Origin of the sequence: Bacteroides mediterraneensis, assembly GCF_016900355.1 — a bacterium.
Classification (GTDB): domain Bacteria; phylum Bacteroidota; class Bacteroidia; order Bacteroidales; family Bacteroidaceae; genus Phocaeicola.
The window spans coordinates 15724-42474 of record NZ_JACJKA010000010.1 but is presented as its reverse complement, the minus strand read 5'-3'; the positions used below and the strand labels follow the sequence as shown (position 1 = coordinate 42474).

Here is a 26751-nt window from a genome sequence, read left to right as displayed (position 1 = left end):
CAAATAAAAATGGAATCAAACATAAAAATTAGTATAATAGTTCCAGTATATAATGTAGCTGATTATCTAGAAGAATGTCTAAACAGTGTTTTAAATCAGACACTAAAAAATATTGAAATCATCATAATCAATGATGGCTCAACAGATGACAGTCCACGAATACTGAATAAATATAAAAAATATCCATCTATTACTATCATTAATCAGCCGAATCAAGGCTTAAGTTCTGCAAGAAATACAGGAATAAGACACGCAGTTGGAGAATACATTATGTTTCTAGACAGCGATGATTGGATTGATTCAGATATGTGTGAAAAGCTATATAACAAAGCAAAAAGGTTCAATGTGCCATTGGTTATTTGTGATATGCTACAATTTTGGGGAAATGGGAAATCAGCCTCATTCAACAATTTAAAAACAGATGAAAGCCGAATTTATAATAAAGAAGAGATATATGAACTAATATTATCTTATAAATTAGGTTGCCATGTAGTGAACAAACTTTATTCAAAAGAATATATAAATCAATGTTTATTTGACCCTGGCATATATTACGAAGATCAAATTTTCACATTTAAAGTTATCGAAGTGTGTGGGCAAGCCGTATTTATCAACCAAGCTCTATATAAATATCGTATGAGAGCAGATAGCATTATTGCCACTCCATCTCTAAAGAAAATAAGAGATTATATTATGAGCACAAAAAAATGCCTGGAAATAGTTCGAAAGAATAAACAGCTCTCCTGCTTATATTCATTAATCCAAGCTTATGCGATCAGTAATAAAACATATGCTTTATATCTTGCCAATCAAATTAATGACAATAAAGAAATTATAAAATATATAAATAGAGAAATACCTATAAGTAACTCACTCACTGAAGTATTTTTTAATTCTTCCCTATCTCTAAAGAATAAACTGAAATACATTAAATACTATTTACTAACAAAAAACACGTAATGGATATGGCAACCAATAGACATCTACGTATCTGATGGTAAATTATAAAGTACAAGAATTACGTCCAGGGGTTACATTTGTGTCTCAGACAAAATCAGCATATTGAATTTTATTTTATACTATTAACAATCTTCAAAGTATTTTGGGTATACACAACAATTCAAGACTAAATATTATTGAAGTTTTAATATTAACGACAGATAACCTCAATTAACCCAACACGTAAAAAACAGATTCAATTTGAGACATCGTTCTACCCTATTAGAAGAATCATTTAATGCACTACTAGATAATTAGAATTTAATAGTTCACAAAATATAATTAACACATATTACAATTCAAATGTCCCTTATCCTATCTATATGCATTCCCTGCTACGGCAGAGTAGAATATGTAAGAAAGACATTAAATAGCATATTCAAGGACAATAATAATGTTCCTCTTGAGGAATATGAAGTTATCATTTCAGACAATGATCCACAAAAAGCTATCGAACCACTAATACGAGAGTTCCAAAAACCAAACCTCAAATACTTTCACACAAGATGTGAAGGGTTTATGAACTCCTATCATGTACTGACTTATGCTTCTGGGGAATTCTTAAAACTTCATAATAGTCAAACAATTTTGAAGAAAGGTAGCCTACAAAAAATGATACAAGAAATTAAATCTGTACATGATAAGAAACCACTTATGTTTTATACAAATGGATTATTAGGAAAATTAAAATCAATTCCATTTGATTCATTTGAATCATTTATGTACTCCTTATCATATTGGTCTTCTTGGAGCAATGGTTTTTGTATATGGAAAGAAGAATTTGAGAAAATAGGAGCAATAGAATTAAACAAACTTTTTCCACATACTTCAATTTTTCTAACTCAATACAATTCTAAATCATTTATTATTAATGACCAAATATTATTTGACGTACAACGAATACCCAAACGTGGAGGACATAACAAATTTGAAGCATTCACCATAGAATATCCATCACTTATAGAAACTTGCTATAAGCAAAAACATATTTCTTTTAAATGCAAACAGCATATCCTAAAAGACATAATGTACACTTTTCTACCTTCATTACTATTCAATAAATATATTGCTAAAATTGAAACCTTTGATTCTACTGGATTTAAACAGAATCTAAAAAGATATTTTCCACATTATGCCTATACACTAATATGGTGTTTAGTTATAACAGTTCCATTCAAACTTTTTTATAGAAAAATTAAAACATCTCTATGAAAATAGCATTCATAAGCACTCGAGGCATCCCTAATAATTATGGGGGCTTCGAACAATTTGCAGAATATATATCAGTAGGCTTAGCCAAACGTGGTCATGAAGTAGTAGTCTACTCCCCTCACTTTCATCCATATAAAGAGGATACCTATAAAGGGGTGCGTATCAAGCATATTTATAGCCCTGAGACATGGATGGGAAGTTCTGTGGGCAGTTTCTTTTATGATTTTGCATCTTTAAAAGATGCGCTAAAAAACGAGCACTTCGATATTATCTATGAAGCGGGGTATACCAGTATTGTTCCTGCTTTCATATGGTTTAACGTAAAAAAAATCAAGTATCCCATCTTCACTACCAACATGGACGGACTGGAATACAAGAGAACGAAATTCAATAAATGGGTACAGAAATTCGTTTTTTGGGAAGAAAAAATGACTGTAAAGCATAGCCATTACTTGATTGCCGACAATATGGGTATTCATGACTATTATCAAGAAAAGTATGGAAAAGAAAGCAAATTTTTAGCATACGGGGCAGATATTCATGATAACTACAATGAAGAATTTCTAAAGGAATTTGAACTGGAAATCGATAACTACTATTTGCTCGTAGCACGTCTGGAACCGGAAAATAATATCATAATGGCAATAGAAGGATATCTCGCTTCAAAAGAGAAAGGGAAACGACCACTGGTGATTGTAGGAAAGACCAATACGCCACATGGTAAAGAACTAGTCGCAAAATACGGGAATGAAAAATCGATACGGTTCGTGGGAGGTATCTATGATTTTGATAAATTAAACTCTATTCGTCATTTCTCTTATGCCTATTTCCATGGACATAGTGTAGGAGGAACCAATCCTTCCCTGCTAGAAGCTATGGCTTCAGACTGCTTTATTCTGGCAAACGATAATATATTCAATAAAGCTGTTTTAGGTGAGAATGCATTATATTATCCTGATCATAATGCAGTTACAGAGTTACTGAATAACATTGAATCATTAGCTCTAAAACATAAAAAGTCTTTTATTGAGAAAAATCTTGAAATTATACGGAAAGAATATTCTTGGGAGAAACTTATAGATGAACATGAGAAATATTTCCTTGAATTGCTAAAAAATAAATAATATGACATCACCTAAAAAATATTTTTACGAAATAAATATAGCAAAAGGGATTGGCATGTTGCTTGTTATAATAGGGCATGCTTTTCCTGATGCAGAAAAAGAGTTTTACCTTGTAGGGGGGAAAGAGTCGTTTGCTTTTTTTATAGAAAATCTTATTTATTCTTTCCATATGCCTCTTTTTATGCTATGCTCAGGTTTTCTTTTCCTTCCTAAATTAACAAAGGAAATAAATACTAGAGTAGAAATATCAAAAAGATTTCAACGCTTAATGATTCCATATTTCTTTTACTCCATCGTAGTTTATATCCTTAAAATCTTTTTTAATCAATATGCAAATCACCCTATTCAAATACAAGATATCTGGAAAATACTCATTTGTGAAAGTCCAAGTGGAGGAGTGTGGTTCTTATGGACGCTATTCGTAATAACTTTATTTTGTGTTATTATAAAACGAATAGGAATAATTTATATCAGTATCATAAGTATATTGATATATATAGCCCCATATCCAGAACAATGGATGGAATTAAAAGCTATACAATATCCTTCACATTTTTTATTATGGTTTATTGCAGGAGGGCTATTAGCAAAATACTACGAAACCATTAAATATTTTCTGCAGAACAAGTATGTATATATAGGTTCATTCTTTCTACTAATAATATTACAATTCTTTTCACCAAATAATGAAGTTCTAAATATATCTGTTGATACAATCACTACCCTTTCTGGAATTATAGCAAGTTTTGGACTATCTTATTTAATAGTTTCTTTTTCAAAGGAAAATAAATTATACCAAATATTTGATACTATTGGGAAATACAGCATGGAGATATTCCTGCTCAGTTACTATATTCAGGTCCCTCTTAGAGTCCTGTATATAAACTTTGGAATTTTAAACTATGTACCATATTTCATTTTTGTCATAATAAGCACTATTACCGGTATTATTATTCCAATATTCCTAGCAGAAAAATGGATTTATAGAAGTAAAATATTAAGTAAATTACTATTTGGTAAATAAAGTTTCATCCACATCAAAAGATTGGGTATTAATGCCTATATATTAAGTGGAATAAATCAAAAACAGTATATTATGAAAGGAATTGTATTAGCCGGAGGCAGCGGTACCCGCCTCTACCCCATTACCAAAGGAGTGAGCAAACAAATGCTCCCGATATTTGACAAACCGATGATTTACTATCCTATCTCGGTACTGATGTTAGCAGGTATCCGGGAGATTCTGATTATCTCCACTCCCTACGATTTGCCGGGGTTCAAACGATTATTAGGAGACGGCAGTAACTTCGGAGTACAATTTGAGTATGCGGAACAGCCTTCCCCCGACGGACTGGCACAGGCTTTTATCATTGGAGAAAAATTCATTGGCAATGATTCTGCTTGCCTGGTATTAGGAGACAATATATTTCACGGGAACGGCTTCAGCGCCATGCTACGTGAAGCAGTACGTACGGCAGAAGAAGAAAAGAAGGCCACGGTATTCGGCTACTGGGTGAGTGATCCGGAGCGTTACGGAGTGGCGGAATTTGACAAGGAGGGGAACTGCCTGTCTATCGAAGAAAAACCGCAGCATCCGAAATCAAATTATGCAGTGGTGGGATTGTATTTCTACCCGAACAAGGTGGTGGATGTAGCTAAAAACATCAAGCCGTCGGCTCGCGGTGAACTGGAAATCACCACCGTGAACCAGCATTTCTTAGAAGATGGGGAGCTGAAAGTGCAAACTTTAGGACGTGGCTTTGCCTGGCTGGATACAGGTACGCACGACTCATTAGCAGAGGCTTCTACCTACATTGAAGTGATTGAAAAACGCCAAGGGTTGAAAGTGGCTTGTCTGGAAGGTATTGCGTACCGCAAAGGATGGATCACCGCAGACAAACTGCGTGAAGAAGCCCAACCGATGTTGAAAAACCAGTATGGCCAATATCTGTTGAAAGTGATTGACGAAGTGGAACGGACGGGAGAAGCAAACCTTGATTAATGAATAAAATAATGAAGAATGAAAAACATTCTGAATTAAAAATTAATAGTTAAATGGAAGTAATCAAAACAGCAATAGAGGGCGTGGTGATTATCGAGCCCCGCATCTTCAAAGATGCCAGAGGGTATTTCTTTGAATCATATTCCCAACGGGAATTTGAAGAAAAGGTAGGAAAAATCAATTTTGTGCAGGACAATGAAAGCATGTCATCCTATGGCGTGATGCGTGGGCTGCATTTCCAGCGTCCGCCGTATACACAAAGCAAACTGGTACGTTGCGTAAAAGGTGCTGTGCTGGATGTGGCAGTAGACATCCGCAAAGGGAGTCCTACCTACGGGCAGCATGTGGCCGTGGAACTGACGAAAGAGAACCATCGTCAATTTTTCATACCGCGGGGCTTTGCACATGGCTTCGCCGTACTGAGTGAAACAGCCATCTTCCAGTACAAATGTGACAACTTCTATCATCCGGAAGCAGACGGAGGCATCAGCATTTTGGACAACTCATTAGATATTGACTGGCGCATTCCAACCGAACATGCCATTCTGAGCGAGAAAGACACCAAGCATCCATTGCTGAAAGACTTTGATTCTCCATTCGACTATAAGGTTTCACTGTATTAAATCGTTATCATCATGACTACATTCAAACGTAACATACTGATTACCGGCGGTGCCGGATTCATCGGCAGCCACGTGGTTCGCCTCTTCGTAAACAAGTATCCGGAATACCGCATCATCAACTTAGACAAGCTGACGTATGCAGGAAACCTGGCAAACCTGAAGGACATTGAGAACCAGCCGAACTATGTGTTCGTGAAAGCGGACATCTGCGACTACGAGAAGATGCAGGAGGTGATGCAGCAGTATCACGTGGACGGCATCATCCACCTGGCGGCAGAGAGTCACGTGGACCGCAGCATCAAGGACCCGTTCACCTTTGCACGCACGAACGTGATGGGTACGCTCTCCCTGCTGCAGGCGGCCAAGGTGTACTGGGAAAGTCTGCCGGAGAAATACGAAGGCAAGCGCTTCTATCACATCTCTACCGACGAGGTATACGGTGCCCTGAAACTGACGCATCCGGAAGGCATCAAACCGCCGTTCACTACCACAGCTTCGTCTTCCACACATCACTTAGCTTACGGAAAGGATTTCTTCTACGAGGATACGAAATACAACCCACACAGCCCCTACTCTGCCAGCAAGGCAAGCAGTGACCATTTCGTACGGGCCTTCCACGACACGTACGGCATGCCGACCATCGTGACGAACTGCTCGAACAACTACGGACCGTATCAGTTCCCGGAGAAGCTGATTCCGCTGTTCATCAACAACATCCGTCACCGCAAGCCGCTGCCGGTATACGGCAAGGGGGAAAACGTGCGCGACTGGCTGTATGTAGTGGACCATGCACGGGCCATCGACGTGATTTTCCACAATGGAAAGATTGCGGAGACGTACAATATCGGCGGTTTCAACGAATGGAAGAACATCGACATCATCAAGGTGGTAATCAAGACGGTGGACCGCCTGTTGGGCCGACCGGAAGGGGCCGACATGGACCTGATTACCTACGTGACCGACCGTCCGGGACACGACATGCGCTATGCCATCGACTCTACGAAGCTGCAAAAGGAATTAGGCTGGGAACCGAGCCTGCAGTTTGAGGAGGGCATCGAAAAGACGGTACGCTGGTATCTGGACAACCAGGAATGGATGGACAACGTAACGAGCGGAGACTATCAGAAATATTACGACTCGATGTATAAAGGAAGGTAACTGAAAGTTATAAGTGAATAGGGAAAAGGTAAAAACGAAGTGAACTGCTCGTTTTTACCTTTCTTATTTTGTCTCCCGAGGCGGCAAGTAACAGTCAAGAGTAAATCTGGCATGAAAAATAGAAAAGAATTTGCTTTTCTAAAGAAAAAACTCTATTTTTATCAATGAAGATTTTTATTATGAAAACGAAACAAGAATATCTGAAACTATTGAGCGAATATAAGCAGGAGCGTGGACTTTTTTATGGTATCTCCCGCATCTGTATATTTGGTTCCGTAGCCCGTGGCGAACAGACCGAAGACAGTGACGTGGATGTCTGTGTGGATCTGGAAGTTCCCAGCATCTTCAGTCTGGTACACATCAAGGAAGAATTACGTCAACTGTTCGGGTGCAATGTTGACGTTGTTCGCTTTCGTCAGGATATGGATGCTCTGCTGAAGCATGATATTCAGGAGGAGGGAATCTATGTATAAAAAAGACCATGTCGTGCACTTGCTGCAAAAAATAAAACAAACCTTAGAACGAATAATCTCAAATTCCAAAGAAATAGATTCTTACCAGTACTATTATCTGACTCCCGCAGGAATGGAACGTCTGGAAAGCACCTGTATGCTGCTGATTGCCGTCGGCGAAAGCATAAAGGGTATTGATAAACTGACCAATAAAGAATTACTGACTAAGTTCCCGGAGATTGACTGGAAAGGAGCAATGGGTATTCGTGACATAATCGCTCATCACTATTTTGACTTGGATGCTGAAATTGTATACAATGTGGTAAAGACAAATCTACCAGATATGCTTGCAACAATCAACAGCATATTAGAGTTTGTAGTAAACTCTGAAGAATAAAATGACACTTCCTCTTCTGCGGGAATCAATGGAGCACTAGCAGAACTTAAAAAAGTTATTTCTGACCATTTCGCCAAGCAAGCGCAAAAGGAAATTGACCGCTTGTGGGAAAATGGAGAATTGAATGAGGAAAAAGTCGAGAAATTCTACCAACTGCATGAACGTACCCCTTACAAATAAATATGAGAAACATTGTATTGGATACAAACTCACTGATTATTGCAATTTCAGCGAAGAATGACTGCCATAAGGTGTGGCAATCATTCTTGAATGACCAACAAACTATTAAAAACTTGCAAATTCAAAAATGGGACAATTTCTGATAATAGGGCTGAAACTGGAGGCCTGCGTCTGCAAAGACAGAATCAACAAATATGTAAATGAAAGGAGAACAGAGGCAGATATCCTAACCGAACTGGAAGAAGCACTCCGACTGGGAAAAGAGTATGACAGAAAAGAAAAAAAAGACTATTATACTTACTCTCTAAAACAAGAAATCTGTGACAAGGAACTGCTCCCTTTTCTAAAGCATTTCTACGACCTGCGCTATACTGGGGAAAACCGAGAAAGTGATTTTGTCTTGGAAAAGCTGTCGGCTTTATCACCTCAGGAAAGACTGAATCTGCTGGAACAAAAACAGTTCGAGTGCTTTCAAGAAGATGAAAAAACACATTACTACTACCTGGATAACTGTGGATGGTTCGAGATTCCAGTCTATACGCGAAAAATAGTGCTAAGTATGGATGGAAAAATCATCATGGAATGCTACAACGAGATATTGGATTTTTTCAGGAGATGCATTATCAAGCAATTGAAAGATTTCAGATTGGCCCAAACGCTGGATGTATACCTGAGCGACTGACAATAATAGAGCCTGTCCGGTTTCACCTTTTACGCCATTTTAGTCCATATTACTTAAAAGTTCTATCTCATTATCAAAAATCAATGGAACTAAAGTATTATAAGCAAAATCTATGGCTTTAGATTCTCGTTTTAAGGGGATGATTTCTACGCGGAAAGGTGTAAAAATCACAAAAAAAAGCGATATTTGCAGTCACGAATTTTTCATTCGCAAAGAATGAATAGAAGATAACTTACGATATTACAAATCAATATGGAAAGAAAAACAGCCCTGATTACAGGTATTACAGGACAGGACGGGTCATTTCTGGCCGAGTTTTTATTGGAAAAAGGATACGACGTACACGGCACCATCCGTCGCTCGTCAGTGGATTACCGCGAACGCATCGCACACTTGGAAGGAAAACCGAACTTCCACCTGCACTATGCAGACCTGACAGACTCCATGAGTATGCTGCAGGTAGTGAGCAAGGTACGCCCTACCGAGATATACAACTTAGCAGCACAGAGCCATGTGCAGGTGAGCTTCGACTCGCCGGAATTTACGGCCAACGTGGACGCCACGGGAGTGCTCCGCGTGCTGGAGGCGGTACGTCTGTGCGGACTGTCGGACACCTGCCGTATCTACCAGGCATCGACTTCGGAACTCTACGGAAAGGTGGAGGAAGTGCCGCAAAACGAGAACACACCGTTCCACCCCTACAGCCCGTATGCGGTGGCCAAACTCTACGGTTACTGGATTGTGAAGGAATACCGCGAGGCGTACAATATGTTCTGCTGCTCGGGCATCCTGTTCAACCATGAATCGGAACGCCGCGGGGAGACATTCGTGACCCGCAAGATTACGCTGGCAGCAGCCCGTATCGCACAGGGGAAGCAGGAGAAGCTGTACCTGGGCAACCTGGACTCGCTGCGTGACTGGGGCTATGCGAAGGACTACGTGGAATGTATGTGGCTGATCCTGCAGCACAAGACACCGGAGGATTTCGTCATTGCCACGGGAGTACAGCACTCGGTACGCGAATTCTGCTACCTGGCGTTCAAGCATGCGGGCATCGAACTGGAATTCAAGGGAGAAGGTATCAACGAAAAGGGATACGACAAGGCCACCGGCAAGTGTCTGGTGGAAGTGAGCGAAGACTTCTACCGCCCGACGGACGTGGTGAACCTCTGGGGAGACCCGACGAAGGCCAGAGCGGAATTAGGCTGGAACCCGATGAAGACGACCTTCGAGGAACTGGTGAAAATCATGGTGGATGCGGACATGGCGAAGGTGGCCGTAGAAAAGGCGGGCGAACAAATCCGCACCAACTTGGCAGAGTACCTGGAAAAGGGTATCGTGAAGTAATCAATAATAAAAACTAAGAATAAAGAACGGGATTTTTCTACAAATAAGAAACGGAGGTTTTGATTATGTTGGATAAATCAGCAAAGATATATGTGGCAGGACATCACGGACTGGTGGGTTCTGCCATCTGGAACAACCTCAAGCAGAGGGGATATAACAATTTGGTGGGACGTTCGCACAAGGAACTGGACCTGCTGGACCCGGTAGCGGTGAGAGCGTTTTTTGATCAGGAACAGCCGGATGCGGTGATTTTGGCTGCCGCACACGTGGGGGGCATCATGGCCAACCTGCACTACCGGGCGGACTTCATCTACCAGAACTTGCAGATTCAGCAGAACGTGATTGGCGAGAGTTTCCGCCACGGGGTGAAGAAGCTGCTCTTCTTAGGCAGTACGTGCATCTACCCGCGCGAGGCTCCGCAGCCGATGAAGGAGGAAGTGCTCCTCACCTCTCCATTAGAATATACGAACGAACCGTATGCCATCGCGAAGATTGCGGGACTGAAGATGTGTGAGAGCTTTAACCTGCAGTATGGCACGAACTACATCGCGGTGATGCCGACGAACCTCTACGGACCGAACGACAATTTCCACCTGGAGAACAGCCACGTGCTGCCGGCCATGATCCGCAAGATTTACCTGGCCAAATGCCTGAACGAGGGCGACTGGGAAGCGGTGCGCAAGGACATCAGCCTGCGTCCGGTGAGCGTGATGCGCAACGGCGAGAAATTTGTGGTGGACGGGACCTCGGACGAGAAAGACATTACGGAGGTATTGGCGCACTACGGCATAGCCGCCGAAGCGGTGACCCTCTGGGGTACCGGAAAGCCGCTGCGTGAGTTTCTGTGGAGCGAGGAAATGGCGGATGCGAGTGTGCATGTGTTGCTGAACGTGGATTTCAAGCAAACGTACGACGCTTCGGTGAAGAATGCCGACGGCATCACGGAAATCCGTAACTGCCACATCAACGTGGGTACGGGCAAGGAACTGTCCATCCGCGAGGTGGCCGAGAAGATTATGAAGGAAATCGGCTTCAAGGGCGAACTGCGCTGGGATGCATCGAAACCGGACGGCACGCTGCGCAAGCTGACGGATGTGAGCAAGCTGCACAGCTTAGGATGGCACCACAAGGTGGAAATCGACGAGGGTATCCATCGCTTGTATGAATGGTACCTGAAGGGCATCTGCATCAATCACCAGACGGTATAAAAACAATCACGAGATGAAAAGATATTGTCAGACACTGGAGCTCTACAACGACAAGGAGCTGATTGAGGCCTACGTGGCAGAACATGCCCACGTGTGGGACGAGGTAAAGGCGGGCATCCGCGAAGTGGGCATCACCGACATGCAGATTTACATCGACGGCAACCGCCTGTTCATGATCATGGATACCACGGACGACTTCGACATGGAACGGGACTATGCGCGACTGGCTACCCTGCCCCGTCAGGCGGAATGGGAAGCACACATGGCGAAGTACCAGAAGGCGGCACCGGGGGCTACCTCACAGGAGAAATGGAAACTGATGGAACGAATATTTAAACTGTAGAGAGTAAATACTAAAAAAGTGTGCTCTCTTCGGACATAAGCACATAAAGACAAAAAATAAAATTAAGTGCTTTTGTTCTTCTGTCTAAAAAAATAAACCGATGAAAAAACTTTTGTCTTTACCACCGAATCTGGTGGAGTGTTTTCACGACATTATGCACGCGGACCACAAGGAGTGGTTCTGCACCTCGGACCCGGTGGGACGGAAACTGGGTTCCGGAGGAGGTACGGCCTGGCTGCTGAATGCGTGCCGGGAGGAAGAAGGTGATACAGCCGGACTGAACGACTGGCTGGCGAAGGAGAAGCGTATCCTGCTGCATGCGGGAGGTCAGAGCCGCCGTCTGCCGGGCTATGCGCCGTCGGGCAAGATTCTGACGCCGATTCCGGTGTTCCGCTGGGCTCGGGGGCAACGACTGACACAGAACTTGCTGTCCTTGCAGTTGCCGCTGTACGAGGAAATCATGGACAAGGCGCCGGAAGGACTGCACACGCTGATTGCGAGTGGCGACGTGTTCATCCGGGCCACGGAACCGTTGCAGGCCATCCCGGACGTGGACGTGGTGTGCTACGGTTTGTGGGTGGACCCGGAACTGGCGAAGAACCACGGGGTGTTCGTGTCTTCACGAAAGGAACCGGAGAAGCTGGACTTCATGCTGCAAAAACCGAGCGTGGAGGAAATGGCGGGACTGATGCAGGACTACCTCTTCCTGATGGACATCGGCATCTGGCTGCTGAGTGACCGGGCCGTGGAACTGATGGTGAAACACTCGACCGACAAGGACGGGGGCGTGAAGTTCTACGACATGTACTCGGAGTTCGGACTGGCATTGGGGGCTCACCCACGCATCGCCGACGAGGAACTGAACAGCCTGAAGGTGGCCATCCTGCCGCTGCCGGGCGGAGAGTTCCATCACTACGGTACGAGCCGGGAGATGATTTCGTCGACCTTGGCGGTGCAGAACTGTGTGATGGACCAGCGGGCCATCATGCACTACAAAGTGAAGGCGCATCCGGCCATGTTCGTACAGAACGCGGAACTGCAGATTTCGCTGACGGCAGAGAACGCGGAAACCTGGATTGAAAACAGCTTCATTGCCAAGGACTGGCAGCTGCACAGCCAGAACATCATCACAGGTGTGCCGCGCAACGACTGGAAACTGAACGTACCGCAAGGGGTGTGCATCGACGTGGTGCCGATGGGTGACACGGAATTTGTGGCCCGCCCCTACGGCTTCAACGATAAATTCAAGGGGAGCCTGAAAGAGGCTTCTACCCTCTACTTAGGCCGTCCGGTGACGGAATGGCTGGCCGAAAGAGGACTGACCGCGGAGGATATCCGGGGCTGTGAGGACTTGCAGTCGGCGGCCATCTTCCCGGTGACGGACTCGATAGAAGATTTAGGCACGATGCTGCAATGGATGACGGACGGCGGACAAGGAGAAGCCGGACGCACACTCTGGCAGCAGGCACGGAAGGTATCGGCCGACGAAATCTCGGCGTATGCCAACCTGCGGCGACTCTTTGCCCAGCGGGACGAGTTCCGCAAGGAGAACTGGAACCTGTTGGCTAAAAACGAAGAACGGAGCGTGTTCTATCAGGTAGACTTGCAGGAAGCGGCCGAAGAGTTTGCCAAATGGCACCTCGACCTGCCCAAGGAACTGCCGGAGGGGTCTCCCCTGCTGAAACGCATCAGCGACGCAATGTTCCGCGCCCGGGTATTGGAGTTGGAAGGCAAACCGGAAGCGAAAGCCATGGAAGACCGGGCCTTCGGACTCATGCGCCAGGGACTGACCAGCACGATGGACCACAGCCAGCATCCGCAGTTGTCGGTCTATGCCGACCAGATTGTATGGAGCCGCAGTCCGGTGCGCATCGATATTGCCGGAGGATGGACGGATACTCCTCCCTACAGCCTGATGGAAGGGGGCAACGTGGTGAACCTGGCCATCGAACTGAACGGGCAACCGCCGCTTCAGGTGTATGTGAAACCGTCGAAAGACTATCGCATCACCCTGCGTTCCATCGACTTGGGAGCCATGGAGGTGGTTTCCACCTACGAAGAGTTGCAGGATTACCGCAAGGTTGGCTCGCCGTTCTCCATTCCGAAAGCGGCCCTGACTTTGGCCGGTTTCCATCCGAACTTCTCACAGGAGCATTTTGAATCCTTGGAGGCACAGCTGAAGGCCTTCGGTACGGGTATCGAAGTGACGCTGCTGTCGGCCATCCCGGCAGGTTCGGGATTGGGCACAAGCTCCATCTTAGCGGCTACGGTCTTAGGGGCACTGAACGACTTCTGCGGCCTGAACTGGGACAAGCAGGGCATCGGCAGTCGCACGCTGATACTGGAACAGCTGCTCACCACCGGCGGGGGCTGGCAGGATCAGTATGGCGGGGTGCTGCACGGCGTGAAACTGTTGCAGACACAGCCGGGCTGGCACCAGGAACCGAAGGTACGCTGGTTGCCGGACTACCTCTTCACCAGCGACGAATACCGGAAATGCCACCTGTTATATTATACCGGCATCACCCGCACGGCCAAGGGCATCTTGGCGGAGATTGTACGGGGTATGTTCCTCAACTCGAACCGTCACCTGCACTTGCTGGAACAGATGAAGGGACACGCCATGGACATGTACGATGCCATCCTGCGGAATGACTTCGAGGAAATGGGACGGCTCATACGGAAGACCTGGAAACAGAACCAGTTGCTCGACGAGGGTACGAATCCGCCGGCCGTACAGGCCCTGACGGAACGGATTGACGACCTGTGTCTGGGTTACAAGCTGCCGGGTGCCGGCGGAGGGGGCTACCTCTACATGGTGGCCAAAGATCCGGATGCGGCCCTACAAATCCGCCGGATACTGACGGAGAACCGCCCCAACGGCCGGGCACGCTTCGTAGAGATGAGTTTGTCGAACAAAGGACTTGAAATCAGTAGAAGCTGATATGGAAAAGATTGGATTAGTAAGAACCAGGGACGGAAGAAGTTTCCTGGTTCCTTTCATTTTGATTACGTCGCTCTTCTTTCTGTGGGGAGTGGCACACAGCATTTTAGACGTGCTGAACAAGCATTTTCAGGATACAATGGAGATTACCCGTACACGCTCGGCCCTGATTCAGGCGGTGGTGTACGGAGGGTATTTCGTAATGGCCCTGCCCGCCGGACGGCTTATCCGCCGCTTCGGTTACCGCACAGGGGTACTGACGGGACTGGTGCTGTATGGCATCGGGGCCTTGCTCTTCATTCCGGGCGGACGGATTCAGTCGTTTGAGTTCTTCCTCCTGGCCCTCTTCGTCATCGGCTGCGGACTGACCTGTCTGGAAACGGCCTCCAACCCGTATGTCACGGTGCTCGGCGAACCGGAAGGCAGCGAACGGCGTATCAACTTAGCGCAGTCGTTCAACGGACTGGGCTGGATTTGCGGACCGCTGATTGGCGGTTTCTTCCTCTTTGCCGGAGATGGCGACGTGGCGACTCCCTATGCGGTGTTGGGTACGGTAGTGCTCCTCATCGCCGTGGTTTTCTCGCGGGTGAAACTGCCGGAAATCGGTCAGGAAGCGGAAAAGAAAGAGGCAGAGACCGGGAAAAGCGGGACTTCGCTCTGGAAAACGGCCTCGTTCACCATGGGACTACTGTCGCTCTTCCTCTATGTGGCGGCACAGACGGGCATCAACAGTTTCTTCATCAACTATGCCACCGAAAATGCAGGGGTTACCGCCCAGACGGCTTCGGTGTGGCTCTCGTTCGGCGGCATGGGGTTGTTCATGCTCGGACGCATGGGCGGCAGCTGGCTGATGCGGTTCGTGAAGGGCGAAAAGGTACTCGCAGCCTGTGCGGCAGGAGGCCTGATTTGCATGGCCGCGGTGATTTTCCTGCCCGGCAAAGTAGGATGGTATTTCCTCCTGCTCTGTTTTTTGTGTGAATCGATTATGTTCCCTACAATTTTTTCACTATCTTTGCGGCACGTTGACAAAAAGACAAAACAGGCCTCTTCCTATTTGATTATGTCCATCGTAGGAGGAGCGATAGCCCCCATGTTGATGGGGTTCATTGCAGACCATATCTCCATGGCGACGGGGTTCATTGTTCCATTGGTCTGTTTTGCTGAGATTTTAGGATTTGCGACACGATACAACAAACTGTAGAGTAACGGATACTTCTACAACCTCTGTCTTACGGCATACGTGAAGCCGTACATTTCGGAGTTTGATTCTATCGGGCACTACAAATATGCGTTACTGCCTGGCGGGTTCACAGATTATGACAAGATACGTGAACGGACGGATTACGGGTTTGCCGCAGACCGTCAGGTGGATGCCATCGAGTTATACAAGTCAGGCAAAGTGGAGAAACTGGTAATAACGGGCGACGGAGCTTCTGGAGAAGAGGGAAACGCAGAAGTGTATCTGGAACAACTGGAAAAGGTGTGGGGCGTAAGCAGGAAGGATGTGATTATCGAACCAAAGGCACTGAATACCTTCCAGAACATCGACTATTCGCTAAAATTAGTGCCGGACATGCGCAGCGAGAACACAATCGTAATCAATTCGGCCATCTACATGCGCAGAACGTTGCTGAGCTGCCGCAAACTGAATTTCTACCCGGCGTATTATGCCACCGACGTGAACATTTCAAGAAAATGGACGTGGCAGTCGTGGATTCCGGACTTCCACGTGATGGACGACTGGATGCGGCTGATACACGAAGGAATAGGAATGATTGCGTATAAAATAAATTTTTAACTACCTTTGTGCCATAACTAACTTACAAGATCATGAAAAACCTACATATCGCAGTAGCCGGTACAGGCTACGTGGGCTTGTCCATCGCCACCTTGCTGGCACAGCATCATCACGTGACGGCAGTGGATGTCATCCCGGAAAAGGTGGAGAAAATCAACCGCCGTATCAGCCCGATTCAGGACGAATACATCGAGAAATATTTAGCGGAAAAAGAGCTGGACCTGACGGCTACGCTGGACGGGGCTGCGGCTTACCGTGACGCGGATTTCGTGGTGATTGCAGCACCGACGAACTACGACCCGGTGAAGAATTATTTCGACACTTCGCACGTGGAGGAAGTCATCGATCTGGTGCTGGAAGTGAATCCGGATGCGGTGATGGTGATCAAGAGTACCATCCCGGTGGGCTATTGCCGGAACCTGTATGTGAAGTATGCGGAGAAATACCGCACCACTCCTGCCCTCGCCGGAAAGGAATTCAACCTGCTGTTCTCGCCGGAGTTCCTGCGCGAAAGCAAGGCGTTGTACGACAACCTCTACCCCAGCCGCATCATCGTGGGCTATCCGAAACTGATAAACGGACGGGACAAGGAAAATGAAGCTATCAAGGCCATTGCAGGAGAGAACTTGGAAGAAAAAGCACACGAGTTTGCCGCACTCTTGCAGGAAGGGGCTATCAAGGAAAACATTGATACCTTGTTCATGGGCATGAAGGAGGCGGAGGCGGTGAAGCTGTTTGCCAACACGTATCTCGCGCTGCGGGTATCGTACTTCAACGAGCTGGACACGTATGCGGAGGTGAAGGGACTGGACACACAGGCCATCATCCAGGGCATCTGTCTGGACCCGCGTATCGGCACGCACTACAACAACCCTTCCTTCGGTTACGGGGGCTACTGTCTGCCGAAGGATACGAAGCAGCTGTTGGCGAACTATCAGGATGTACCGGAGAACCTGATTCAGGCGATTGTGGAGAGCAACCGCACGCGCAAGGATTTCATCGCGGATCAGGTGCTGAAGAAAGCGGGGTATTACGATTATTTCAACAACGGGGATTTCAACCCTTCAGAAGAGAAGCAGTGCATCATCGGGGTGTATCGACTGACCATGAAGTCGAACAGTGACAATTTCCGTCAGAGCAGTATCCAAGGGGTAATGAAGCGTATCAAGGCGAAAGGGGCCACGGTCATCATCTATGAACCGACACTGGAAGATGGAAGCACGTTCTTCGGCTCGAAGGTGGTAAACAACTTAGAGACATTCAAGCAGCAAAGCCAAGCCATCCTGGCCAACCGTTACGACCCGTGTCTGGATGACGTGAAGGAAAAAGTGTATACCCGGGATATTTTCAGAAGAGACTAAAGTTTTCCGTACAAAAGCACACTTTATACAGCTTTCTTTCCTACCTTTGCCGTTAAAATTGAATAAAGCATGAACTTATTAAAAACATTTATACTTCTTTCTCTGGCAACGCCGGCATTGGCACAAGAGGGTGCCAAGGATTTCCAATACCGCGTGGAGATGGCGGGGACAGTGTCGTCGGGCACGTATGCCCCGCTCTGGCTGACGGCCAACCGGTTCGGCATGGAGAGTGAAAAGCCGAACAGCGGCTACCTGCGGGCCGGACTGGAATGGCACAGACAGCTGCGCAGGGGATGGCGGATAGATGCCGGACTGGACTTGGCAGGAGGAGTGAAACAGACATCGGACTTCTGGATTCAGCAGGCGTATGCGGACATCTCCTGGAAGATGCTGACCCTGAGCATCGGAAGCAAGGAACGCATGGGATTCCCCTTGGAAAAGAACAGTGAACTGACCAGCGGATGGATGGCGGAAGGACCGAACATGCGGCCGATTCCACAAGTAAGGGCGGAAATCAAGGATTACCTGTCCATTCCGGGCACACGGAACTGGGTGGCCTTCAAAGGGCATCTGGCTTACGGAAGCTTTACGGACAGCTACTGGCAAAAGGATTTCTGCGGGGTGAACCAAACTTATACTAAGAACGCATTGTATCACAGCAAATCATTGATGTTCCGTTTAGGAAACAAGGAGAAACTACCCGTAGAATTTGAGTTCGGCCTGTTCATGGCGACCCAGTTCGGCGGCGACCAATACCAGAAACTGCCGGACGGAACTTCCCAGTTGACGGTGGACATGCCCGACGGCGTGAAGGCGTACTGGCATGCTTTCTTCCCGACAGCGGGAGGCAGCGACACGCCGGCAGGCGAACAGGTGAACGTGGAGGGAAACATGTTGGGAAGCTGGAACTTTGCCCTGAACTATTACTGGGGCGACTGGAAAATCCGGGCCACACTGGACCATTACTTTGAGGACCACTCGCAGATGTTCTGGGAGTACGGACGATGGAAGGACGGACAACTGGGCATCGAACTGTATCTGCCGAAAAACAAATGGGTGTCGGCCGTGCTCTGGGAAGGCATCAGCACCAAGGACTCTTCCGGCCCGATTCTGTATGACGGTTTCTGGGGCTCGTTCTCGGACTTGCAGATGAGCGGCGGCGACAGCTACTACAACAACTACATCTACAAGGCATGGCAGCACTACGGCCAGGGCATCGGCAATCCGCTCTTGGCGGGACCGGCTTACAATGCGGATGGAAGCATCACCTTCAAAAGCAACCGAATGAAGGCGCAGCATGTGGGTATCTCCGGCCAGCCCTCGGACGAATGGAAATGGCGAATCTTAGCCTCGTATGCACGTCACTGGGGAACCTATGAGGCTCCTTTGGACAAGGTACGGAAGCAGTTCAGCAGCATGGCAGAGGTGACTTATCTGCCGCAATGGGCCCAAGGATGGAGCGTGAGTGCGACCTTCGGAATGGACCGGGGAAATTACTTGGGAAACAGTACCGGAGGAATGATTACAATCAGAAAGACAGGAGGACTGGGAAAATGAAGAAATGGATCTACATAATCATGGTGGCCCTCGGAATGGTCACTTCTTTGAGCGGATGTAAGAAAGCGCCCATCAATACGGACGTGGAAGGGCTCTGGATACTGGACGAGTTCACCGTGAAGGAAACGGGAGAGACCGTGAAGTGCGAACGGCTGTACTACAGCATTACGCGCATGGTGACGGAGGTGGCCGAGAAGCAGGGCAGCAAAGGCTATGGGGCCTACATCGGACGGACGGAGTATCGGAACGACGAGACGCAATTGGTGGTGAAGGATTTCAAGGTGAGACAGTCGACGGGCGACAGCGGGGAGAATGCGCCCGTGGAACAGCTGAAGCACTTCGGCATCGACAACCAGCAGGAGACGGTGTTCGACATTGTGAAGTGCAACGGAAAGAAGATGACGCTGGAATCGGACTATGCCCGCCTGGAACTCACAAAATTCTAAGAATATTCAGAAAATTTTCATCCTGACAGTTGGAAAAAAGGAAAAAATGGTCTTAATTTACAAACTACATCCTTAAACTAACTAAACAATATGAAAACAAAGTATGATTCATACAACGACTGGGTAAGCTTTTTCGTGACATGTTGCGAGACTTTACTGGCGGGAGGACTCTTTTATCTTTTCTTTGAACTGGTGAAAGACACGGCATGGCACAAAATCTTAGATGTACCCCCCTACCAGGTTCTGCTCACCATAATGCTCTGCTATTTCATTTCGTCACGGCAAATCGGGGTTATTCTTTACAAACGAAAAATCTATACCTACCAGATAGTAACCCGGGTATTCAAGACCATGGTGATGTTTGCCATCCTCTCGGGAGTGGTGCTGGAGGTAGGAAACTTCATGGATGTCTGGTCGTATTTCTACCTGTCGTATTTAGGCATCTTATTTTTCTGCATCGGTAACTTCCGAATTATCTTGCGCAGGATACTGAAGAAATACCGTGAGAAAGGCCGGAACGTACGATACGTGGTACTGGTGGGAAGTGCGGACAATAACCTGGAACTGTATCACGAACTGACGGACCAGACCTGGGCGGGTTACCGGGTGAACGGGTATTTTGACTTCCAGCCGAATCCGAACTTTCCCAAAGAATGTCCGTACTTGGGCACTCCGACAGAGGTCATCAACTATCTGGAGAAGAACGGAAGGAACCATTATCTGTTCTGCTGTCTGCCTTCGAAAGAGCACGACATTATCCGCCCGATCATTGATTATTGCGAAAACCACTTGGTGCATTTCTATAGCGTGCCGAACATCCGTACGTACCTGCACAGAAGGATGTATTTCAACATGCTGGGCAGTGTGCCGTACTTGAGCCTGCGGGAGGACCCGTTGGACCAGATCAGCAACCAGATCCTGAAACGGACGTTCGACATCGTGTTCTCACTGCTTTTCCTGTGTACGCTGTTCCCGTTCATCCTGATCATCGTGACGATTATCACGAAACTGACCATGCCGGGACCGGTGTTCTTCAAACAGAAACGAAACGGGCTCAACGACAAGGAATTCTACTGCTACAAATTCCGCAGCATGAAGGTAAATGCACAGGCGGATACTTTGCAGGCCACCAAGGATGACCCACGCAAGACGCGCTGGGGAAACATCATGCGAAAGACGAACATCGACGAGCTGCCGCAGTTCATCAACGTACTGAAGGGGGATATGAGCATCGTGGGACCGCGTCCGCACATGCTGAAGCATACGGAGGAGTACTCGAAGCTGATCAACAAATATATGGTACGGCATTTCGTGAAACCGGGTATCACGGGCTGGAGCCAGGTGACCGGCTATCGTGGGGAGACGAAGGAACTGAAGGACATGGAAGGCCGCGTGAGAGGCGATATCTGGTACATCGAGCACTGGAGCTTCGGACTGGACCTGTTCATCATCTACAAGACCGTAGCGAACGCCCTGCACGGCGAAAAGAATGCATATTGATACTTCCCTGCGGCTGACGGATAAAAGGCTCGCAGCGGAAAAAGAAAATAGGAAATCGCCCTGACCGGAATACCACAGACCGGTCAGGGCGATTTCTTATTACGGCCGACCTCACGGAGACCCAAAAAGAAAGCTGTTTCCGGCACGGCACTCCCGGCAGGAAACAGCTTCTGATATAGGGGTGAATCTCTCTGTAAGAGGGTTATTCGACGTAAAGTACCAGTCCCTTGAGGTATTCGCCTTCGGGATGGTAGATATTGACCGGATGATCGCCGGGCTGCGTGAGCTGGTGAAGGATGCGCACGCTGCGTCCGCTCTGTGCGGCGGCAGTGAACACGGCATTGCGGAAATCCTGCTTGCTGACTACCTGCGAACAGGAGAAGGTGAAGAGGATGCCGCCCGGACGGATTTTCTCGAAGGCCTTGGCGTTGAGCTTGGTGTAGCCGCGCAGGGCATTGCGGAGGGCATCACGGTGCTTGGCAAAGGCCGGCGGGTCGAGGATGATCAGGTCGTACTGGTCGCCCATGCGGTCGAGGTACTTGAAGGCATCTTCCGCAAACGCCTGGTGACGGGTATCGCCGGGGAAATTGAGGGCTACGTTCTCGTTGGTCAGGTCGATGGCTTTGGCGGAACTGTCCACAGAGTGTACTAAATTAGCTCCACCACGCATGGCATAGAACGAGAAGCCGCCGGTATAGCAGAACATGTTGAGCACGTTGCGGCCTTTGGCATAGCGCTCCAACAGGGCACGGTTCTCACGCTGGTCAACGAAGAAACCGGTTTTCTGTCCCTTGAGCCAGTCTACGTGGAATTTCAGTCCGTTTTCCATCGCCACGTTCTCGGGACTGCCTCCCTTGAGGAAGCCGTTTTCGGTAGCTAACAGGTCGGCCTTGAAAGGCAGCGTAGTTTCTGACTTATAATAGATGTGCTGGATGACATCGCCCATCACTTCTTCGAGGGCATCGGCTACGGCCATGCGGTCGAGATGCATACCGGCAGAGTGTGCCTGCATGACGGCGGTATGGTCGTATACGTCGATGATGAGTCCGGGAAGGTTGTCGCCTTCACCGTGTACCAGACGGTAGGTATTGTTGCGGGGATTGCCAATCAGGCCCAACGCACAGCGGAGGTCCTTGGCCACCTGCAGACGGCGTACCCAGTAGTCATGGTCGATGGGCTCCTGGCGGAACGACAGCACACGTACGGCGATGCTGCCTATCTGGAAATGTCCGCAGGCAATGAACTCTTTCTTGGAGGTATAGACATCGACCACCTCACCTTCTTCCGGCTCTCCTTCCACGCGGGCAATGGCACCGGAGAAAACCCAGGGATGGAAACGCTTGAGCGATTCTTCCTTTCCGGGTTTGAGAAATACTTTCTTATAGCTCATTTGTATGGTTTAAGTTGTTAATCGTCGAGAATATTTTCGGGGGCCTCGGGGCGTATCACCCGGTATTTTCCGGTCCGGCGAAGTTCTTCCAAGTACTCGTAGATGCGTACACAGGCCCAGGCGTCGGTGGCGGCATACAGCTGCTGTGCCTCGGTCAGGGTATCGGCTTCCCAGTTGGAGAGACGCTGGCTCTTGGATATCTTTTCATGGAACAGGAGGGCATAGATTTTCTGCAAGCTCTTCTCCTCCAGTCCGAAGGCGGTGACATAGTCCTGCAACTCTACCCAGTTGCCGGTGCGCGGGTCCTTGCGGTTGCGGCGACGCAACATGGCGAAGTCGTCCTTCAGCGAGAGACCGATTTTCAACACGTCGTTCTGCAGGAACTCTTCGAGGAAATCGGGCAGTCCCAAGTGGTTCAGGCGGAAAAGGAAGCAGGTGTCGTAGGTAGACACTTGCAGCAGGGCCACCTTGTTGACGGCACCTTTCCGGAACGAGGGACGGGTTTCGGTATCCACGCCCACCAGCACGTGGGTGTTCAGGTAATCAATGGCCTTACGGGCATCGGCCTCGGTATGTATCACAAAAATGCGACCCGGGAAGGACACTTTGGGCAGTTCGGCAACCTCTTTCTTGTCTATTTTGCTCTGTAGTTCTACCATTTCCATTCTCACATTTAAGGGTTATTCCTCCTCGCCCATGTCCAGGCCTTCATAAAGTTCTTCTTCGGTACAATCATCTTCGTAGAGGGAAGATGAGTCTTCTTCGGGCTCTCCGTGACGCATCTGACGGTATTTCACATCGTGCAAGGCTCGCATCACATTGACCAAACGCTGTCCCCAAAACTCGGCAAACAGCTCGCGGCAGATGGCCAGCGAATCGTTCATGGTCTGCTCCAATCCTAACTGGAACACGCAGATAAAATCCTTGAGGGGCTGGTAGATGTCGGCCAGGTTCTCGGAAATGTTCTGATGGATGGGGGTATCGCTGTAAGCCATATCGTCGAGGAAGACTTCAAGGTAATCGTCGTATTCGCCCAAGAGCGAAGCAATCGACCCGCGAAGCACTTCGTAATCGGTTTCGGTGACAAAAGTCTCAGGATCGGCCTCGTCCATCCGCTCACACGCAGGAAGCAACGAGGCTTTCAGGTATAAAAGGGGTAAGAGTTTCAGGGACTTGTCGACAAAATCACGGCGTTTCAGGTCGGAAACCCGCTCCATAAATCCACAAAACTCGGCGGCCACTGTCACGAACTCGACCGCATTTTTATCGAATATCACTTGAGAGTTCTTTTCTTCCATATTCACGCTAATTGAAGCGCAAAGGTACAAAAAAAATTTCTCAGTTCTACTTTTATTCGTACATTTGCATGAATGTTTAGCTAAATGAATCACCATGCAAACAAAAAAAAACGATACAAGCAAAAGTGAAAAAGCGGTAGCCATGGCCGGAAAAACATGGACTGCATTAAAAAGTGAAACTACTTCATTCATCATAGGGCTGCTGTGCGTCATTTTCGGGGTGTACATGCTGTTGGCTTTTATTTCTTTCTTCTTTACGGGAGGGAATGACCAAAGCATCCTGACGCATCCTAATCCCTCGGAACTGCTGGAGACGGGCAACCGCATCCAAAACTATGCGGGGGCCAGAGGGGCGCAGCTTGCACAGTTCCTCATCAACGACTGTTTTGGATTTTCGGCCTTCTGCATCATCATTTTCCTGGTGGTGACGGGCATGAAGCTGATGAAGGCGTATCAGTTCCGCATCCGCAACTGGTTCTTAGGCTGTGCCACGGTGATGATCTGGTTCTCCGTCACCTTGGGATTCGCCTTTGGGGGACTGATGGAGGACTCCTATATTTATCCGGGCGGACTGCACGGCTACAATGTGAGCCGCTGGATCTGCTCGCAAATCGGTACACCGGGACTGATTCTGGTACTGCTGGCAGTAGCGATTCTCTTCGGGGTAGCGCTTACGCAACAGACCATGGGGGTAGTGCGGAAGGCCTTGCATCCTACCTTGAAAACGGAAGGGGCTTCTGCCCAGGCAGAAACACCGAAGGCGGACAACGTATCCCGCCAAGAGGAAGTGGCTGCAGAAACCATTACAGTACCCCTGACGGACGCGGAACAGACCGAAGAGGAGAAAAAGGAAAAGAAAGAAAGTTTCTGGAAGAGCTGGACGCGCCGGAAGCATAAAGAAGAACCGGAAAAAGAAGAAAAAACGACAGAAGAAAAGGATACGATCACAGAACCGGAACCGACTCCTGCAAAGGAGACCCCAAAGGAGGCACCGGCGGCTCCAGTGAAGGAAGAAACTTCCAAAGCCATCGACCTGCCCATTGAACCGGAAGAAAAAGCAGAAGATCACCCTTTTGAGGTGGAGCCGGTTCGGAAGGAGGAAAAAGCAGAAGAGCCGGCGTTTGAGGTGAGCAACGATACGAAAGAAGAGGACCAGGAATATAAAGGGGACATCACCCAGCCGTATAACCCGCGACTGGACCTGGAGTTCTATCACTTCCCTACCCTCGACTTGCTGAACACGTACCAGAACAACGAGCCGGACATCGACATGGAGGAACAGAATGCCAACAAGAACCGCATCATCAAGGTGCTGCGCAGCTTCGGCATTGAAATCAGTTCCATCAAGGCGAGTGTGGGTCCGACCATCACACTGTATGAAATCACCCCGGCGGAAGGCGTGCGTATCTCCAAAATCCGTAACCTGGAAGACGACATCGCCCTGAGCCTTTCGGCCTTGGGTATCCGTATCATCGCGCCGATTCCGGGCAAAGGTACCATCGGTATCGAAGTGCCAAACGCGAACCCGCACATTGTACCGATGAGTTCTATCCTGAACAGCAAGAAGTTCCAGGAAACCACCTACGACCTGCCGGTAGCATTAGGTAAGACCATCACCAACGAGGTATTCATGGTGGATCTGGCCAAAGCGCCCCATATGTTGGTGGCCGGTGCCACAGGTCAAGGTAAGTCCGTCGGTCTGAATGCCATCGTGACTTCCCTGCTCTACAAGAAGCATCCGAGCGAACTGAAGTTCGTCATCATCGACCCGAAGAAGGTGGAATTTGCCATCTATGCGCCGATTGAACGTCACTTTCTGGCCAAACTGCCGGATGCAAGCGACGCCATCATCACCGACGTGACCAAGGTAGTGCAGACACTGAACTCGCTGTGTGTGGAAATGGACAACCGTTACAAACTCCTGCAGAGTGCGGGATGCCGTAACATCAAGGAATATAACGCGAAATTCATCAACCGACAGCTGAATCCGGAGAACGGACATCACTTCCTGCCTTACATTGTCATCATCATCGATGAGTTCGGTGACTTGATCATGACGGCCGGAAAGGAAGTGGAACTGCCAATCTGCCGTATCGCCCAGCTGGCCCGTGCGGTGGGTATCCATGCCATCATCGCCACCCAGCGTCCGACCACGAACATCATCACGGGTACCATCAAAGCGAACTTCCCGGCGCGTGTGGCCTTCCGTGTGGCTTCCATGATGGACTCTCGTACCATCCTCGACCGTCCGGGTGCCCAGCAGCTGATTGGTAAGGGTGATATGCTTTACCTGCAAGGCAACGATCCGGTGCGTGTGCAGTGTGCCTTTGTCGACACACCGGAAGTGGAACGCATCGCGGCCTTCATCGGCAAGCAGCAGGGTTATCCTACGGCCTTCATGCTGCCGGAATACGTGGACGAGAATGCAGAAGCGAGCGGCAGTTCGGCCGATGTGGACATGAACCGCCTCGACCCGCTCTTCGAAGAAGCGGCCCGTCTGCTTATCTATCACCAGCAGGGGTCTACTTCCCTGATTCAGCGTAAGTTCTCCATCGGCTACAACCGCGCGGGACGTATCATGGACCAGCTGGAGAAAGCGGGCATCGTGGGACCGGCTAACGGCAGCAAGGCACGCGAGGTACTTTGCCTGGACGAAAATGACTTGCAAATGAGAATGAGTAGCCTGAAAGACTGACGGGCTGCCTGATTCGTACAACCTATAAACTGACT

At 48.2% G+C, this 26751-nt stretch carries 24 protein-coding genes; 21 read left to right on the top strand and 3 right to left on the bottom strand.

Going from position 1 to position 26751, the window contains the following annotated elements:
- Nucleotides 1-9: 9 nt before the first annotated feature.
- The 20 genes from H6A28_RS06945 to H6A28_RS06850 all read left to right on the top strand — a co-directional run bounded on the left by H6A28_RS06945 (nucleotide 10) and on the right by H6A28_RS06850 (nucleotide 21333).
- Entirely contained in the window at nucleotides 10-960 is a 951-nt protein-coding gene (locus H6A28_RS06945) for a glycosyltransferase family 2 protein (protein WP_204479511.1), read from the top strand.
- Nucleotides 961-1302: 342 nt separating this feature from the next.
- Nucleotides 1303-2211 carry a glycosyltransferase family 2 protein gene (locus H6A28_RS06940; RefSeq protein ID WP_204479510.1) on the top strand — a complete coding sequence of 303 codons (909 nt, stop codon included), beginning with the start codon at nucleotides 1303-1305 and terminating at the stop codon, nucleotides 2209-2211.
- Nucleotides 2208-3335 (top strand): DUF1972 domain-containing protein, encoded by a 1128-nt coding sequence (locus H6A28_RS06935; RefSeq protein WP_204479508.1) that lies wholly within the window; start codon nucleotides 2208-2210, stop codon nucleotides 3333-3335. The genes H6A28_RS06940 and H6A28_RS06935 overlap by 4 nt, the downstream gene beginning before the upstream one ends.
- A gap of 1 nt (nucleotide 3336) precedes the next feature.
- Entirely contained in the window at nucleotides 3337-4359 is a 1023-nt protein-coding gene (locus tag H6A28_RS06930) for an acyltransferase family protein (protein WP_204479506.1), read from the top strand.
- A gap of 72 nt (nucleotides 4360-4431) precedes the next feature.
- Nucleotides 4432-5337, top strand: a complete 906-nt coding sequence (gene rfbA / locus H6A28_RS06925) for a glucose-1-phosphate thymidylyltransferase RfbA (RefSeq protein ID WP_204479504.1) — start codon at nucleotides 4432-4434, stop codon at nucleotides 5335-5337.
- 53 nt (nucleotides 5338-5390) lie between these two features.
- Nucleotides 5391-5960 carry a dTDP-4-dehydrorhamnose 3,5-epimerase gene (rfbC, locus tag H6A28_RS06920; protein ID WP_204479502.1) on the top strand — a complete coding sequence of 190 codons (570 nt, stop codon included), beginning with the start codon at nucleotides 5391-5393 and terminating at the stop codon, nucleotides 5958-5960.
- Nucleotides 5961-5972: 12 nt separating this feature from the next.
- Nucleotides 5973-7118, top strand: coding sequence for a dTDP-glucose 4,6-dehydratase (locus H6A28_RS06915; RefSeq protein ID WP_204479500.1), 1146 nt, complete (start codon nucleotides 5973-5975; stop codon nucleotides 7116-7118).
- Nucleotides 7119-7297: 179 nt separating this feature from the next.
- The gene (locus tag H6A28_RS06910) at nucleotides 7298-7591 is read left to right on the top strand and encodes a nucleotidyltransferase family protein (RefSeq protein WP_204479499.1); all 294 of its coding nucleotides are present in this window, start codon (nucleotides 7298-7300) and stop codon (nucleotides 7589-7591) included.
- The gene (locus tag H6A28_RS06905; RefSeq protein ID WP_204479497.1) at nucleotides 7584-7967 is read left to right on the top strand and encodes a HepT-like ribonuclease domain-containing protein; all 384 of its coding nucleotides are present in this window, start codon (nucleotides 7584-7586) and stop codon (nucleotides 7965-7967) included. The genes H6A28_RS06910 and H6A28_RS06905 overlap by 8 nt, the downstream gene beginning before the upstream one ends.
- A gap of 307 nt (nucleotides 7968-8274) precedes the next feature.
- Nucleotides 8275-8829, top strand: a complete 555-nt coding sequence (locus H6A28_RS06900; protein ID WP_204479495.1) for a hypothetical protein — start codon at nucleotides 8275-8277, stop codon at nucleotides 8827-8829.
- A gap of 252 nt (nucleotides 8830-9081) precedes the next feature.
- On the top strand, nucleotides 9082-10176 hold the full coding sequence (gene gmd / locus H6A28_RS06895) for a GDP-mannose 4,6-dehydratase (RefSeq protein WP_204476192.1): 1095 nt from the start codon (nucleotides 9082-9084) through the stop codon (nucleotides 10174-10176).
- Between the two features lie 65 nt (nucleotides 10177-10241).
- Complete coding sequence (locus H6A28_RS06890; RefSeq protein WP_204479493.1) at nucleotides 10242-11384, top strand: GDP-L-fucose synthase family protein; 1143 nt, start codon at nucleotides 10242-10244, stop codon at nucleotides 11382-11384.
- 13 nt (nucleotides 11385-11397) lie between these two features.
- Nucleotides 11398-11727 (top strand): L-rhamnose mutarotase, encoded by a 330-nt coding sequence (locus tag H6A28_RS06885; RefSeq protein WP_204476194.1) that lies wholly within the window; start codon nucleotides 11398-11400, stop codon nucleotides 11725-11727.
- A gap of 100 nt (nucleotides 11728-11827) precedes the next feature.
- On the top strand, nucleotides 11828-14671 hold the full coding sequence (locus H6A28_RS06880) for a bifunctional fucokinase/fucose-1-phosphate guanylyltransferase (protein WP_204479491.1): 2844 nt from the start codon (nucleotides 11828-11830) through the stop codon (nucleotides 14669-14671).
- Between the two features lies 1 nt (nucleotide 14672).
- A complete protein-coding gene (locus tag H6A28_RS06875; RefSeq protein WP_204479489.1) occupies nucleotides 14673-15872 on the top strand; it encodes a sugar MFS transporter in 1200 nt (399 codons plus the stop codon).
- Nucleotides 15873-15911: 39 nt separating this feature from the next.
- Nucleotides 15912-16469, top strand: coding sequence for an ElyC/SanA/YdcF family protein (locus tag H6A28_RS06870; RefSeq protein WP_204479487.1), 558 nt, complete (start codon nucleotides 15912-15914; stop codon nucleotides 16467-16469).
- 32 nt (nucleotides 16470-16501) lie between these two features.
- Nucleotides 16502-17830 (top strand): UDP binding domain-containing protein, encoded by a 1329-nt coding sequence (locus H6A28_RS06865; protein WP_204479485.1) that lies wholly within the window; start codon nucleotides 16502-16504, stop codon nucleotides 17828-17830.
- 69 nt (nucleotides 17831-17899) lie between these two features.
- Nucleotides 17900-19387 (top strand): capsule assembly Wzi family protein, encoded by a 1488-nt coding sequence (locus H6A28_RS06860; protein ID WP_204479483.1) that lies wholly within the window; start codon nucleotides 17900-17902, stop codon nucleotides 19385-19387.
- A complete protein-coding gene (locus H6A28_RS06855; protein ID WP_204479481.1) occupies nucleotides 19384-19833 on the top strand; it encodes a lipocalin-like domain-containing protein in 450 nt (149 codons plus the stop codon). The genes H6A28_RS06860 and H6A28_RS06855 overlap by 4 nt, the downstream gene beginning before the upstream one ends.
- 90 nt (nucleotides 19834-19923) lie before the next feature.
- Nucleotides 19924-21333 carry an undecaprenyl-phosphate glucose phosphotransferase gene (locus tag H6A28_RS06850; RefSeq protein WP_204476827.1) on the top strand — a complete coding sequence of 470 codons (1410 nt, stop codon included), beginning with the start codon at nucleotides 19924-19926 and terminating at the stop codon, nucleotides 21331-21333.
- Between the two features lie 202 nt (nucleotides 21334-21535).
- On the opposite strand, the gene H6A28_RS06845 is transcribed toward H6A28_RS06850, so the two are convergent.
- From H6A28_RS06845 to H6A28_RS06835, 3 genes are read right to left on the bottom strand one after another with little or no spacing between them, the layout of a single operon-like run.
- A complete protein-coding gene (locus tag H6A28_RS06845) occupies nucleotides 21536-22723 on the bottom strand; it encodes a class I SAM-dependent rRNA methyltransferase (RefSeq protein ID WP_204476821.1) in 1188 nt (395 codons plus the stop codon).
- 17 nt (nucleotides 22724-22740) lie between these two features.
- Nucleotides 22741-23382, bottom strand: a complete 642-nt coding sequence (locus H6A28_RS06840) for a 3'-5' exonuclease (protein ID WP_204479479.1) — start codon at nucleotides 23380-23382, stop codon at nucleotides 22741-22743.
- A 21-nt stretch (nucleotides 23383-23403) separates the two neighbouring features.
- On the bottom strand, nucleotides 23404-24021 hold the full coding sequence (locus tag H6A28_RS06835) for a DUF5063 domain-containing protein (RefSeq protein ID WP_204476817.1): 618 nt from the start codon (nucleotides 24019-24021) through the stop codon (nucleotides 23404-23406).
- 94 nt (nucleotides 24022-24115) lie between these two features.
- Here H6A28_RS06835 and H6A28_RS06830 point away from each other — a divergent pair, with 94 nt between their 5' ends.
- Entirely contained in the window at nucleotides 24116-26716 is a 2601-nt protein-coding gene (locus tag H6A28_RS06830) for an FtsK/SpoIIIE family DNA translocase (protein ID WP_204479478.1), read from the top strand.
- Nucleotides 26717-26751: the final 35 nt, after the last annotated feature.